This is a genomic window from Erythrobacter westpacificensis (assembly GCF_039542285.1).
GTDB classification, from domain to species: Bacteria; Pseudomonadota; Alphaproteobacteria; order Sphingomonadales; family Sphingomonadaceae; genus Alteraurantiacibacter; species Alteraurantiacibacter westpacificensis.
Window position 1 is genome coordinate 383,887 of sequence record NZ_BAABHV010000001.1, and the last position, 13,115, is coordinate 397,001.

Genomic DNA, 13,115 nt, shown 5'->3' on the forward strand with positions numbered 1-13,115 from the left:
CCGCCATGAGTAGCGATAAAGACGTCACCGCCGCCATTCCGCCCGAACTTTCCGGCATGGTGAAATCCGCAAAGTTCAGGGACGGGGTGGCCACGATCATCGCCGACGCCGGCGGCCTTGGCCGCAGCGCCGCGGCGCAATTGCAGCGCGAACTGGAAGAAGCCGTGGGCGCGGTCGAAGGCGTGGACGAGGTCCGCGTCGCGTTGATGGCGGACAAGGTGCAGCGCCAGATCATCGCCGTGGGTTCGGGCAAGGGCGGCGTGGGCAAGTCCACGCTCACCACCAACCTTGCCGTGGCGCTCGCCAATCAGGGCGTCAAGGTCGGCGTGGTGGATGCCGATATCTACGGCCCCTCGCAGCCGCTGCTGCTGGGCACCGCGAACGAGAAGGTGCGGGCAGAGGGGCAGACACTCATCCCGACCGAGAGTGAGTTCGGCGTCAAGGTCCTGTCGATGGGCCAGCTGATCGAACCGGGCAAGGCCATTGCCTGGCGCGGCCCTATGGTGGGTCAGGCGCTGGCGCAGCTGATGGACGCAGACTGGGGCGATACCGAACTGCTGATCGTGGACCTGCCGCCCGGCACCGGCGACGTGCAGCTTACGATGCTGCAGAAGTTCAAGCCCGCAGGTGCCGTGGTCGTCTCCACCCCGCAGGATCTCGCCCTGATTGACGCGACGCGCGCCATCGACCTGTTCAAGCAGGCGCAGGTGCCGATCGTCGGCCTGGTGGAGAACATGGCCGGATACCTGTGCCCCGAATGCGGCGCGATCAGCAATCCGTTCGGGCAGGGCGGAACGGAAGCCGCAGCGCAGGCGCTAGGCGTGCCGTTTCTTGGCCGCATCCCGCTCGCCATGGAAATCCGGGTGGCCAGCGACACCGGCCAGCCGCCTGCCGCCAACGATACCGAGCACGGTCCGCATTTCGCGGGTATCGCGGCAGGGCTGGCCGACTATCTCGGCAAGGCGAAAGGCTGACGGCGGGTGAAGGTCTCGCGGCGCGGATTGCTGGCAGGCGCGGCGGTCGGCGGTGGCCTGCTGGTGGCGTGGAGCCTGCTTCCGCGCGAGTTCGAGAACCCGCTCGCACCCGGTGAAAACGAGTTTGCGGTCGACGCCTGGCTGAAGATAGGCGCCGATGGCGTGGTAACGGTTGCCGTGCCGCAACTGGAGATGGGTCAGGGCGTCACCACCCTGCTGCCGCAGATCGTGGCAATGGAACTGGGCGCGGACTGGCGGCAAGTCGCGGCCGAGCCTGCGCCGGTCAGCGGGGCCTATGCTAACCTGCCGCTCGCCGCAGAGTGGGCACCGCTGTGGAAGCCGGTGATCCCGGCGCTGGCGGATGATCCGGACGATGCCCTGCTGCGCAACTGGGCGCAGGACGAACGCTTTACCGTCACCGCCCGCGGCACCACGCTGGCCGCCTACGAGGCCGCTTGCCGCGATGCGGGCGCCGCCGCGCGGGCCATGTTGCAACAGGCGGCGGCAGAGCGATGGGATGTGTCGTGGGAACAGTGCCGGGCGGAAAACGGCGTGGTCTATCACGACGACAAGGCCGCCAGTTTTGCCGAACTGGCGCTGGATGCCGCGCGCTTCGATCCGCCCGACCCGCCGCCGCTCAAGACCGAGGCACCGGTCGATCAGGCGGTGCTGGCGGGCATACAGGATACGGACATCGCGCCTGCCTTTCCCCGCGTAGATCTGCCTTCCAAGGTGGACGGCAGCCACGTCTTTGCGGGCGACGTGCGATTGCCGGGCATGGTCTTTGCCGCCATCCGGCACGGCCCGCACGACAAGGCAGAACTGCTCGATTTCGACGCATCGCTCGCCAGCGGGCAGCGCGGCGTGATCCAGCTGGTGCGCGGCAAGCGGTGGCTGGCCGCCGTGGCGGACAACTGGTGGGCAGCCGAGCAGGCGCTGCAATCCATCGCCCCGCGCTTCGGCATAGATCGCCCGGCGCGAAGCTCTTCCATCAACGAGGCGCTCGGGCGTCACCTGGCCGAGGGGCCGGGCACTGTGTTCGAGAAGCGCGGCGAGGGCATCGAGGGCTACACCCCCACCATGTCGCGCCGCTACGATATTTCGCCCGGTGTCCATGCCACGATCGAGACGACCAGCGCGACCGCGCGGCTGATGGACGGTATCCTCGAACTGTGGCTGCCCACGCAGGCACCGGAGCAGGCGCGCAAGGCTGCCGCCAGGGCGCTGGGCATGAGTGCTGGCAAGGTCGTGCTCTACCCGGTTTCGGCAGGCGGCAGCTTCGACAGGCGGCTCGATAACGAGGTGGCCATCGAAGTCGCCCTGCTGGCGCGCGAAGTGGGCAGGCCGGTGCAGCTGACATGGTCCCGCTGGCAGGAAATGGTCGCCAGCAAGCCGCGCCCGCCCGCCGCTGGCCTCGTCGCCGCGCAGACCGACGACGAAGGCAATATCGCCGCCCTGCGCCTGCGCGTCGCCAGCCCGCCGACCATGCGCGAATTCGGCCGCCGCCTGTTCGAGAACGAGGTGAGCTGGGCCGCGATCGACGCGCTGGAAGGTGAGGCCGATCCCTTTGCAGTCTCGGGACTGGCCGGGCCATACGGCGTGCCCAACCTCTCGGTTGAGCATGTGCCGGTCGTCACCATGCTGCCGAGTGCTCCGATGCGCGGGCAGGCCGATGGCTACAACTGCTTCATGCGCGAATGCTTCATCGACGAACTGGCGCAGGACCATGAGCGCGAGCCGATGAGCTACCGCATCGCCATGCTGGGCGGCGATCCCGCCATGGCGGACGTGCTGCAACGCGCCGCGCGCCTTGCCAGCTGGGACGGCGGGCGGCCCGGCAGCGGGCAGGGCATGGCCTGCCACCGGATGCAACTGGGAGACGCTGTTGGACGCATCGCCGTAGTGGCGGAGGCTGGCGCCGGCGAAGGCGGCCTGCGCGCGCGGCGGCTGTTTGCCTGCGTCGACATCGGCCGGGTGGTGAACCGCGACATCGCCCTGCAGCAGATAGAGGGCGGCATGGTGTTCGGCCTTGCCATGGCGCTGGGCTGTTCCACCGACTATTCCGAGGGCCTGCCAACGCACCAGCGGCTCTCTGCGCTGGCCATGCCCACGCTGGAGGATTGCCCCGAGATCGTGATCGAACTGGTCGCCAGCGACGCGGAGCCGTTCGACCCCGGCGAAATCGGAGTGCCCCCGGTCGCCCCGGCTGTCGCCAACGCCTTTGCCAGCGCAACAGGGGTTCGCCTGCGCCGCCTTCCGCTGCTATCGGCGCTTCCATGACCTGGACCGCGCAACAGCTTCCCCAAGACCATCCACCTGTAAAGTCAGGCCGAATCGGCGTCCTCGTAGTCAACCTGGGCACGCCCGAAGCCCCCGAAACCGGGCCGGTGCGCCGCTACCTGGGTGAATTTCTGTCCGATAGGCGCGTGATCGAGATACCGTCTTTGGTCTGGCAGCCGATCCTGCGCGGCATCATCCTCAACACCCGCCCGAAGAAAAGCGCCGCCGCCTACCGCGAGGTGTGGACCGACAAGGGCTCCCCGCTCGCCGCCATCACCGCCGATCAGGCGGCGGGCCTGCAGGCGCGGCTGGGTGAGGACGTGATGGTGGAAAGGGCCATGCGCTACGGCGAGCCTGCCATTCCGGCCCAGCTTGAAAAGCTGATGGACGCCGGGTGCGACCGCATCCTGCTCGCCCCGCTCTATCCGCAATACTGCGCCGCGACGACGGCAACGGTGGTGGACAAGGCAGCGGACTGGCTGCGCGAAAAACGCTGGCAGGCGAGCCTTCGCACGCTGCCGCCCTATCACGACGATTCCGCCTATATCGAGGCGCTGGCAACGGACCTTGGCCGTCAGCTGGACGCGCTGGATTTCAGGCCCGAAGTGCTGCTGCTGAGCTTTCACGGGATGCCGCAGCGCACGCTGGACCTTGGCGATCCCTATCACTGTCATTGTCGCAAGACAGCGCGGCTGCTGGAAGCGAAAATGGCGCGGCCCGACATCCGCATGATCACCACGTTCCAGAGCCGCTTCGGCCCTGCCAAGTGGCTTGAGCCCGCCACCGATTCCACGCTGATGGCGGAAGGCGAGAAGGGTACGAAACGCCTCGCCATTGCCGCGCCCGGTTTCTCCGCCGATTGCCTGGAGACGCTGGAAGAGTTGGCCATCCAGGGCAAGGAACAGTTCGAGGAAGCGGGCGGCGAGGAGTTCGCCACGCTTTCCTGCCTCAACACCAGCGATGCCGGCATGGCCATGCTGGAGACGATGATCCGGCGCGAGTTGGGCGGGTGGATCTGACTTTCGGCGCCGCATCGGGCGGCGTCACCCAATTCCTGATCCTGTTCGGCGTGGTCTATGCCATCAACCTGCTGCCTGCCTTCGGTCCGCCGACATGGTCTGTCATCGTGCTGTTCGGGCTGAACACAGAAATGCCGGTGCCGGGTATCGTGGGGGTAGGGGCGCTGGCGGCTGCGTCGGGTCGTTTCACCCTGGCTAACGGCTTCCGCCTGCTGGCAAACTACGTGCCGCAGAAGACCAAGCGCAGTCTCGCCGCAGCGCGCGCCGCGTTCGAGCGCAAGAAGCGCAACGGCCTTGCGGCGCTGGCACTTTTCGCAGTGTCTCCCGTGCCATCGGCGCAACTGTTCGCCGCCGTCGGGCTCGCGGGCATTCCCATCGCCGCCTTCACCGCTGCGTTCTTTGCCGGGCGGCTGGTGTCCTATTCGATCTATGCCGGCTCCGCGCAACTGATCGCGCATTCATCGTTGGGCGACGTGTTTCGCGATTCGCTGTCCAGCCCATGGGGCATCGCCTTGCAGGTGCTGCTGCTGATCGGCCTGGTGTTGCTGTTGCGGATCGATTGGGAGAAAGTCTTCGGACCCGCTCCCGAACATCGCGACGAGTCCTAGAAGTCGATCGCGATCCCGTCCTTGACCCAGTCGCCATAGCGGGTGGGGCTGAGTTCCTCGTCCACCTTGCCCTTTTCCGGCGCGGGCGGCGGATCGTTGGTCCAGTGGGCGGGCTTGGTAAAGCCTTCAGGTCTTTTCGTCGCTCTTTTCATAGCGGCCCCTACATGGGCGCTCTGGCGCTGGGGCGCAACTGGCCCTAGGGGCATGTCATGACCAGAACCCCCGGACTGCAACCGCGCCGCGCCGCGCTCAAGATGCTCGATGCCGTGCTGCGCCGGGGCGAAACGCTGGAGCAGGCGGGCGGAGCGGCGAACGGCCTGCCCGCTTTTTCCGACCGCGCACTGGCGAAGGCGCTGGCCGGCGAAGTGCTGCGCTGGCTGGTCGATCTCGATGCGCTGATCGATTCCGCCACGAAGAACCCTCTCCCGGACGATGCCAAGGCGCGCATGGTGCTGCGGTTCATGCTGGCAGGCTGGCTACGGCTGGAAACCCCGCCGCATGCCGTAATCGCCACCGCGCTGCCCCTGCTGGACGGCGGACCGAAGCGGCTCGCGCACGGCGTCTTTGCGACTTTGACCCGGCAGGAGGCAACCCTGCCTGCGGTGCCGACCCTCCCCGAAGCCGTCGCTATGCGCTGGGGCGAGCGGGCGTCTGCCATCGCTTCCGGGATCGCCGCACCTCCGCCGCTCGACCTGCGGCTTAAAGCGCCCGAACTCACCGATGAAATGGCGGCGCGGATGCAGGCCGCCAGCCTCGCGCCCGGCCACCTGCGCCTGCCGCGCGGCACCTCCGTCACCGACCTCCCCGGCTACGAGCAAGGTAGCTGGTGGGTGCAGGACCTGGCGGCGGGCATCCCGGCCAGTTTATTGGGCGCAGGCGAAGGAAAACGCGTGCTTGACATCGCCGCTGCTCCGGGCGGCAAGACCATGCAGCTTGCCGCGAACGGCTGGGACGTTACCGCACTGGATGCTCACCCGAAACGCATGATGCGCCTGCGTGAGAATCTCGCCCGCACCGGGCTGGACGCGTACACCGTGATCGCCGACGCGCTGGATTGGGAGCCGGACGCGCCGTTCGATGCCGTGCTGCTGGATGCGCCCTGCACTGCCACGGGCACCTGCCGTCGCCATCCCGAAGTGGTCCACCGCATCGGGCCGCGCCAGATTGCCGAGATGGCCGAATTGCAAGCGAAGCTGCTGGCCCGCGCGAGCGGGTGGGTGAAGCCGGGCGGGGCACTGGTCTATGCCACCTGCTCGCTGGAGCGCGAGGAAGGCGACGACATTGCTGCCGCCTGCACCCTCACCCCTTATCCCATCCGCGCCGACGAACTGCCTGCCGGATTGCAGCCGACCGAGGCTGGGTACGTTCGCACAGATCCGGGAATGTTGCCGGACGATGGCGGGCTGGACGGCTTTTTCGTCGCCCGCTTCAAGGTATGAAGTGCTTAGCCTCAGGGCGGCAGGGTTAACACAGATAGTTAACCACAGCCGGACGCAGACGGCCCGCGCACCGCGCAGACCCGCCACCGAACTGAAAAAGCAGCATTAACTCGAGCAAGGTTGAGGTGATTCACATTCTGGCCGGACAGGCTGGTAGGTGACACACCTCATGGCCTGCTTCCAACGGTACTCGCCGCTTGTATCGATGCGTCGGGCTGGGCTAGACGGCGTCAGGGAAAAGAGGTGTGTATTATCGTGACCAAGCTTCCATTGATCGTCGCAGCTTCGCTTTTGACTGCCGCCTGCGTGACCGATCGCGAAACGGATAGTCTTACCGAGAGCGAGGCCGAGGGCAGGGCTTTCGCCCAGGCGAACTGTGCCAGCTGCCATGCACTGGATGACGGCGTATCGCCCCACCGGGATGCCCCAAGCCTGCGCCGTGCGGCACATCGCCTGCCGAGTTGGGCTGTCGAGGCTTCGTTCGAGCGCGGCGTGCAGGTCGGCCACTCAATGGAAATGCCGGTCTTCGTTTTCGAAGATGGCGATATCGCGAACCTGCTCGCCTACCTCGACGCGCTTCGGGAACGGGATTGAGGGCAAGGGAGAAAGCGGGGGCGATGCTCCTGCATCTTTCCCCCGCGCAACGCTCTCAGCCCTTCACCTTGTCGGCAAAGCTCTTCCTCAGCTTCATCAGCTTGGGCGGAATCACGGCCATGCAGTAGGGATTGCGCTGACCTTCGCCCTCCCAGTATTCCTGGTGGTAGTCCTCCGCCGGATACCACTCGCCGCTCTCGATGGTGGTCACGGCCTTGCCGTCGTGGCTGTCGTTCCAGCGCGCGATGGCCGCTTCGGCCTCGGCCTTCTGCTCGTCCGACAGCGGGAAGATCGCGCTGCGATATTGCGTGCCCACGTCGTTGCCCTGGCGGTTGAGCTGGCTGGGGTCGTGCGTGCCCATGAACATGTCGTAGATTTCGGGCAGGGTTACGGTCTCGGTATCGAACGTCACTTTCACCGCCTCGGCATGGCCGGTGCTGCCGGTGCAGACTTCCTTGTAGGTCGGATTCTCGGTGGTGCCGCCGATGTAACCGCTTTCGACGCTTTCCACGCCGATCACGTCCTTGAACACAGCTTCCGTGCACCAGAAGCATCCGCCTGCGATGATTACCGTTTCACTCATCTTGGGTCTCCTTTGGCCTGCCACATGGGGGCCCTAAGTCCGCTTGTCATCCCGCCCATAGGTCCTAAACTGCGAACGGTTATCGTTTTAGGAGAGAATTGCCGTGCGCCTTGCCCCCCTATTCGCAGCTCTTGCCATTTCGGTTTCCGCCCCCGCGCTGGCTGACGACCATGCCGAGGCGCCTTCGCTGGAGGACGTGCTGGCGATGGACGCTCGTGCGCAGGATGCGCCCCGCGACCGGTATCGCAATCCGGCAGAAACCCTCGGGTTCTTCGGTGTCGAGCCGACGATGCGCGTTGTCGAATACGGCCCCGGCGGCGGCTGGTATACCCGCGTTCTGTTGCCGTGGATCGCGCCGCAGGGCACCTACATGGCGATGCAGGCCGACACCGGCGCGCCGGAGGAAGGCACGCCGCCGTGGACGCAGCGCTTCACCACCGCCGCCAGCGGCTGGACCGGTATTCCTGCCGAGGAAATCGCGGCGTTCGAAACCGACGAGATCACCGAGGACATGCACGGCACCGTCGACCGCATCCTCGTGTTCCGCTCGCTCCATGGCCTGCTGAACAACGAAGCCGCCGATACCCAGCTGCGCGCCATGCGCCGCCTGCTGGCCGACGATGGCATGGTAGGCGTGGTGCAGCACCGCGCGCCCGAGGATGCGAGCTACGACGATGCCAACGGGTCGCGCGGATACCTGCGCCAGGCCGACGTGATCCGGCTGTTCGCCGTGCACGGGTTCGACCTTGTCGCTGCCAGCGAGATCAACGCCAATCCGGACGATCCCGCCGACTGGGAGCGCGGTGTCTGGACCCTGCCGCCCGTGCTGGCGGGCGGGGACGAGGACCGTGAGCGCCTGATGGCAATCGGCGAAAGCGACCGAATGACCCTTCTTTTCCGAAAGGCCGACTGATGCGTATTCCTGCAATTCTCGCCGGGGCCGCCGTGGCCCTTTCCAGCCCCGCGCTGGCAGACAACCACCAGTCCGACGACGCGCAGATGGAAAACGCGCTCAACCTCGAAAGCGTGCTGCTCCACCCGCGCCGCGCCGAGGACCGTTCGCGCGACGATGCCCGCAATCCGGCAGAAACGCTCGCCTTCTTCGGTGTCGAACCGGGCATGACCGTGGTCGATTACATGCCCGCTGGTGGCTGGTACTCGCGCGTGTTGATTCCCTACCTCGGGGAGGAGGGCACCTACATCGGCCTCAACCCCGAACTGCACCCATCGCTGACCGGCTACTGGGACATGTACCGCAATGCCACCACGCGCATTCCGTCCGACGCTGCCGAATGGGTAGGGGATGACGGCGCACAGGTGATCGGCCTCAACACCGATGACGATCTTGAAGCCCATGCCGGCACCGCGGACATGGTGCTGGTGTTCCGCGAGATGCACAACATGCGTCGTTTCGGCTGGACGCACGACTCGATGATGGCCTTCCGCACTCTTTTGAAGGACGGCGGCATGGTGGGCGTGGTGCAGCACCGCGCGAAAGAGGATGCGCCGGTCGACTACGCGATGGGCCAGAATGGATACCAGCGGCAGGAAGACGTGATCCGCCTGTTCGCGATCTACGGGTTCGACCTCGTCTCTGCCAGCGAGATCAACGCCAACCCCGCCGACCCCGCCGACTGGGAAGGCGGCGTATGGAGCCTGCCACCCAGCTATCGCGGCGCGCCTGAAGGCAGCGAGGAACGCGCCCGCCGCGCCGAAATCGGCGAGAGCGACCGGATGACGCTGCTGTTCCGCAAGGTCGATTGATGCGCTTCGCTTTCTTTCTCGCAGGCGCGGCGGCGCTGGCTGCCTGCACGCCAGAGCCGGAACCTGTCGAGGCGGCGACCGCCGATAGGGTCGCCGCGCCGCAAGTCTCGGCAATCGAGGCGGTGATGGAGGATAGCGCCGCGGGATGGAACGAGGGCGACATGGATCGCTTCCTCGCCATCTATTCCGATGCGCCGGAAACCAGCTTCGTCGGCTCCGGCGGGCTGATGCGCGGAAAAGCCGCGATGGAAGAACGCTACCGCGAGGCCTACGACTGGTCGCAGCCGGACCCGGCAGAGCGCGGCGTGCTGTCGTTCGAGACCGAGGACTTCCGCCCGCTGGGTGACGGCCACGCGCTTTACATCGGGCGCTACATCCTCACCTACCCCGATGGGCGCGAACCGGCGACGGGGTTCACCAGCCTGATCTTTGCGCGCGAGGATGACGGCTGGAAGATCGTAGCGGACCACAGCTCGTAAACCGCCTTTCCGCCGACCCTCAGGAGGCTGCCCATTCCGAGGCAAGCGACCAACGCGGCGAGAGTGCAAGTGGACTTCGCGACAGTAGGGAAGTAACGCCTTCGCGCATGACCAAATTGACTGTCGCCGCTCTCCAACTCGAACTTTCGCGCGATGACGAGGGCGAGAATATCGCCGCCGTCGCCGACCTCGTGGCAGAGGCTGCGGGCAAGGGCGCGCAGGTCGTCCTGCCGCCGGAACTGTTCTCCGGACCCTACTTCTGCCGCGAGGAAAAGGACGAGTTCTTTGCCCTCGCCCGACCGACGGCGGAGCATCCCTCCGTTATCGCCATGCGCAAGCTGGCGAAGCAACTGGGCGTGGCGATCCCCACCAGCTTCTTCGAACGGGACGAGCACCACTATTACAACACCCTCGCCATGATCGATGCCGAGGGCGAGATCATGGGCACCTACCGCAAAAGCCACATTCCCGACGGGCCGGGCTACGAGGAAAAATTCTATTTCCGCCCCGGCAACGACGGGTTCAAGGTGTGGGACGTGCCAACGACTTCTGGCGTCGCGCGCATCGGCATCGGCGTGTGCTGGGATCAGTGGTATCCCGAAACCGCCCGCTGTCTGGCGCTGAAGGGCGCGCAAGTGCTGTTCTACCCCACCGCCATCGGCAGCGAGCCCAAGGACGCGGACATGGACACCAGCCGCATGTGGCGCCGGGCGATGATCGGCCATGCGGTGAGCAATTGCATGCCCGTGGTCGCCGCCAACCGCATCGGTCACGAGGGCAGCCAGGAAGCGGGCAACACCTTTTACGGCCACAGCTTCATCTGCGACGAATGGGGCGACTACATCGAGGAATTCGGGCGCGAGGAAACCGGCGCGCTCGTCACCACGCTGGACCTGGAAGCGGGCCGCAAGCACCGCGCCAGCTGGGGTTTCTTCCGAGATCGCCGTCCGCAGCTCTACGGCCGTATCGCCGAAGACATTTGAGCCAGCACCGCTATCTGATCGCGCTGGGCAGCAACCAGCGCCACCCGCACTTCGGCATGCCGCGCGAAGTGCTGCGCGTTGCGGCGGAGATACTGGACGAAACGCTTGGCACGGTGGTCGGGCTTTCGCCCATCGTTGAGACAGCGCCTGTCGGCCCCTCGCTGCGCCGTTATGCCAATGCCGCGCTGATGCTGGATTCGCACCTGCCGCCCGCCGGACTGCTCGCCTGTTTGCAGGCTGCCGAGGCGGCGTTCGGACGTCGCCGTCTGGGCCAGCGCTGGCGCTCGCGCGTGCTGGATCTCGATATCGCCCTGTGGAGCGGCGGAACGTTCCAAGCGTCCAACCTCGCCATCCCACACCCGCTGTTCCGGGAACGCGACTTCGTGCTCGGCCCGGCAGCCCGGATCGCCCCCGACTGGCGCGACCCCGAAACCGGCCTTTCGCTGCGCCAGCTTCATGCCCGCTTGACCCGCAACGGCCCCGCCCCTAGGTGAGCGCTCGCAGCGCATCGCGCTGCCATCCCGTGGGGGCCCTTAGCTCAGTCGGTAGAGCAACTGACTTTTAATCAGTAGGTCGCTGGTTCGAACCCAGCAGGGCTCACCACATTTTCCGAAATCACTGAAAACCTTGAAAAACCGTCGCCAGAACGGTCTCAAACGCGCGTTTTCTACACAAACCTTCTACACAATCGCCCCAATGGTGCCCCCGCAAACCCTACGGAATCCTCGGGAAATCATCGATGTGAGCTTCCCGCAAACCTTCTACACAAACGAGGTTTTGGGCTCACCAAGAAGGGTGGGAACTATCATGTCCGCAAGCGTGTCCCGACCGACCTGAAAGCGACCATCGGCAAAGGTGAGGTGTGGCAGTCGCTCAAGACGGATAGTCTTCGGACTGCTCGACGCAGGGCCTTCGTCGCATTGGCCGAAATCGAAGGCCGCTTCGAACAACTACGCGGCCAACTCGGGATGCCGTTCGATCCGACGCTTCAACGACCGTCAGGAGACGGTCCCGGTGGGGTTCCAGCCTACGCTGTGCAGGACGGTGGTCGGACGCTGCCGGGGATGACCCCTGACCCTCCCGTTTCAGTCCTGACTTTCGGGGAAGTCTACGATCGCTTCATGTCCGACCCCACTCAAGATTGGTCGCCACGGACGAGGCTCGCCTATCAGACAACGCAAAGGCTCGCTGTTTCGATCATCGGTGCGGACCTCCCGATGGATCAACTTAATCGCGCTGTTTGCCGGGATTTCTTGGAGACGCTGCGATACCTTCCGAAGCAAGTCAGCCGCGCATTCCCTGATCTGTCGCCCAAGGAGGCTGCTGCAAAAGCCAAATCCGAAGGGCTGACGAACCTGATCAGCGCTGCGAACATCAACATCTATCTGAACAAGCTATGCGTCGTCCTCAACTGGGCGGTGAGGGAAGAGTTTCTGGTCCGGAATCATCTCAAGGGACTGCGCGTCGCGGACCCGGTAAACCAACGGGATAAGCGCCTGCCGTTCGAAGGCTGGCAGCTTGAATCGATCTTCTCCGCCCCGCTATATACGGGCTGCTTGAATGAGGCCGAGGGTTACGCCCGACGCGGCGATCTCCGCCCTCGGGGAACCCGCTTCTGGATTCCACTGCTTGGGCTTTGGCAGGGTCTTCGCCTCAACGAGGCGTGCCAACTCGATGTCACAGATGTGCGCGATCTCGATGGAATCTCGTGCCTCGTGGTTACAGCGGACTCCCTTGTCGGCTCGACGGACAAGCGGTTGAAGACTTCCAGCAGCGAACGGATTGTGCCCCTCCATCCGTTTCTGCACGATCTCGGGTTTTCAGATTTCGTTCGCTGCAAGGCCGATGATGGCAAAACCAAGCTGTTCGACGACATCAATCCGGGTGCCGATGGCATCCGATCAACCTCGTTCAGTAAATGGTTCATCCTTTTCCTCGGTCATGCCAAAGCTGTGAAACCCAAAACCAGTTTCCACTCGTTTCGTCATTGCTTCCGAGATGCGCTTCGAGATGCACGCGTTGATCGGGAGGTCGCGATGGCACTCGGGGGATGGGGAAGTGGTTCGAAATCAGGCTTCGATGTGTCCGACTATTATGGCCGGGGATACGAGCCGAGCTTCCTCCGAGAGGAGATCGCCAAAATCGATTTCCACCGCGTAAAGGCGCTGGCACGCCTTTCGTCACATCGATGATTTCCCGAGGATTCCGTAGGGTTTGCGGGGGCACCATTGGGGCGATTGTGTAGAAGGTTTGTGTAGAAAACGCGCGTTTGAGACCGTTCTGGCGACGGTTTTTCAAGGTTTTCAGTGATTTCGGAAAATGTGGTGAGCCCTGCTGGGTTACCCGAGGGCATGATGATCTCGCCACCATTTTCGTCCGTTTCCAGCGTCTG

The 13,115-nt window shown here is 65.0% G+C and carries 14 protein-coding genes and 1 tRNA gene; 13 read left to right on the plus strand and 2 right to left on the minus strand.

The window, feature by feature from the left end:
• Nucleotides 1-5 precede the first annotated feature (5 nt).
• Genes ABFX23_RS02010 through ABFX23_RS02025 form a run of 4 tightly spaced genes read left to right on the plus strand, consistent with a single transcriptional unit; the run spans nt 6 to nt 4,881 of the window.
• The gene (locus ABFX23_RS02010; RefSeq protein WP_346031458.1) at nt 6-974 is read left to right on the plus strand and encodes an Mrp/NBP35 family ATP-binding protein; all 969 of its coding nucleotides are present in this window, start codon (nt 6-8) and stop codon (nt 972-974) included.
• A gap of 6 nt (nt 975-980) precedes the next feature.
• Entirely contained in the window at nt 981-3,254 is a 2,274-nt protein-coding gene (locus ABFX23_RS02015; protein WP_346031459.1) for a xanthine dehydrogenase family protein molybdopterin-binding subunit, read from the plus strand.
• Nucleotides 3,251-4,273: a ferrochelatase gene (gene hemH, locus ABFX23_RS02020; RefSeq protein ID WP_346031460.1), complete on the plus strand. Its 1,023-nt coding sequence runs from the start codon at nt 3,251-3,253 to the stop codon at nt 4,271-4,273. The genes ABFX23_RS02015 and hemH overlap by 4 nt, the downstream gene beginning before the upstream one ends.
• Nucleotides 4,264-4,881 (plus strand): hypothetical protein, encoded by a 618-nt coding sequence (locus ABFX23_RS02025; RefSeq protein ID WP_346031461.1) that lies wholly within the window; start codon nt 4,264-4,266, stop codon nt 4,879-4,881. Before hemH ends, ABFX23_RS02025 begins: the two co-directional genes overlap by 10 nt.
• On the opposite strand, the gene ABFX23_RS02030 is transcribed toward ABFX23_RS02025, so the two are convergent.
• Nucleotides 4,878-5,033, minus strand: coding sequence for a DUF1674 domain-containing protein (locus ABFX23_RS02030; RefSeq protein ID WP_120077516.1), 156 nt, complete (start codon nt 5,031-5,033; stop codon nt 4,878-4,880). The genes ABFX23_RS02025 and ABFX23_RS02030 overlap by 4 nt on opposite strands.
• A gap of 57 nt (nt 5,034-5,090) precedes the next feature.
• Between ABFX23_RS02030 and ABFX23_RS02035 the strand changes: the two genes are divergently transcribed.
• Entirely contained in the window at nt 5,091-6,320 is a 1,230-nt protein-coding gene (locus ABFX23_RS02035) for an RsmB/NOP family class I SAM-dependent RNA methyltransferase (RefSeq protein WP_346031462.1), read from the plus strand.
• Between the two features lie 255 nt (nt 6,321-6,575).
• Nucleotides 6,576-6,914 carry a c-type cytochrome gene (locus tag ABFX23_RS02040; protein ID WP_346031463.1) on the plus strand — a complete coding sequence of 113 codons (339 nt, stop codon included), beginning with the start codon at nt 6,576-6,578 and terminating at the stop codon, nt 6,912-6,914.
• A gap of 55 nt (nt 6,915-6,969) precedes the next feature.
• On the opposite strand, the gene msrA is transcribed toward ABFX23_RS02040, so the two are convergent.
• Nucleotides 6,970-7,497: a peptide-methionine (S)-S-oxide reductase MsrA gene (msrA, locus tag ABFX23_RS02045; protein WP_346031464.1), complete on the minus strand. Its 528-nt coding sequence runs from the start codon at nt 7,495-7,497 to the stop codon at nt 6,970-6,972.
• A gap of 103 nt (nt 7,498-7,600) precedes the next feature.
• Between msrA and ABFX23_RS02050 the strand changes: the two genes are divergently transcribed.
• The 7 genes from ABFX23_RS02050 to ABFX23_RS02080 all read left to right on the plus strand — a co-directional run bounded on the left by ABFX23_RS02050 (nt 7,601) and on the right by ABFX23_RS02080 (nt 12,915).
• Complete coding sequence (locus ABFX23_RS02050) at nt 7,601-8,410, plus strand: class I SAM-dependent methyltransferase (RefSeq protein WP_346031465.1); 810 nt, start codon at nt 7,601-7,603, stop codon at nt 8,408-8,410.
• A complete protein-coding gene (locus ABFX23_RS02055) occupies nt 8,410-9,261 on the plus strand; it encodes a class I SAM-dependent methyltransferase (RefSeq protein WP_346031466.1) in 852 nt (283 codons plus the stop codon). Before ABFX23_RS02050 ends, ABFX23_RS02055 begins: the two co-directional genes overlap by 1 nt.
• Complete coding sequence (locus tag ABFX23_RS02060) at nt 9,261-9,740, plus strand: YybH family protein (protein WP_346031467.1); 480 nt, start codon at nt 9,261-9,263, stop codon at nt 9,738-9,740. The genes ABFX23_RS02055 and ABFX23_RS02060 overlap by 1 nt, the downstream gene beginning before the upstream one ends.
• A gap of 107 nt (nt 9,741-9,847) precedes the next feature.
• Entirely contained in the window at nt 9,848-10,723 is an 876-nt protein-coding gene (gene aguB / locus ABFX23_RS02065) for an N-carbamoylputrescine amidase (protein ID WP_346031468.1), read from the plus strand.
• Nucleotides 10,720-11,217 carry a 2-amino-4-hydroxy-6-hydroxymethyldihydropteridine diphosphokinase gene (folK, locus tag ABFX23_RS02070; protein WP_346031469.1) on the plus strand — a complete coding sequence of 166 codons (498 nt, stop codon included), beginning with the start codon at nt 10,720-10,722 and terminating at the stop codon, nt 11,215-11,217. Before aguB ends, folK begins: the two co-directional genes overlap by 4 nt.
• 33 nt (nt 11,218-11,250) lie before the next feature.
• A tRNA-Lys gene (locus ABFX23_RS02075) sits at nt 11,251-11,326 on the plus strand.
• 11 nt (nt 11,327-11,337) lie between these two features.
• The gene (locus tag ABFX23_RS02080; protein WP_346031484.1) at nt 11,338-12,915 is read left to right on the plus strand and encodes a DUF6538 domain-containing protein; all 1,578 of its coding nucleotides are present in this window, start codon (nt 11,338-11,340) and stop codon (nt 12,913-12,915) included.
• Nucleotides 12,916-13,115: the final 200 nt, after the last annotated feature.

Bases quoted from the DNA above. Each gene is read 5' to 3' on its own strand.
- ABFX23_RS02035 (WP_346031462.1), top strand. From the start codon at position 5,091: ATGACCAGAACCCCCGGACTGCAACCGCGCCGCGCCGCGCTCAAGATG.
- ABFX23_RS02030 (WP_120077516.1), bottom strand. From the start codon at position 5,033: ATGAAAAGAGCGACGAAAAGACCTGAAGGCTTTACCAAGCCCGCCCAC.
- msrA (WP_346031464.1), bottom strand. From the start codon at position 7,497: ATGAGTGAAACGGTAATCATCGCAGGCGGATGCTTCTGGTGCACGGAA.
- ABFX23_RS02055 (WP_346031466.1), top strand. From the start codon at position 8,410: ATGCGTATTCCTGCAATTCTCGCCGGGGCCGCCGTGGCCCTTTCCAGC.
- ABFX23_RS02060 (WP_346031467.1), top strand. From the start codon at position 9,261: ATGCGCTTCGCTTTCTTTCTCGCAGGCGCGGCGGCGCTGGCTGCCTGC.
- hemH (WP_346031460.1), top strand. From the start codon at position 3,251: ATGACCTGGACCGCGCAACAGCTTCCCCAAGACCATCCACCTGTAAAG.
- ABFX23_RS02010 (WP_346031458.1), top strand. From the start codon at position 6: ATGAGTAGCGATAAAGACGTCACCGCCGCCATTCCGCCCGAACTTTCC.
- aguB (WP_346031468.1), top strand. From the start codon at position 9,848: ATGACCAAATTGACTGTCGCCGCTCTCCAACTCGAACTTTCGCGCGAT.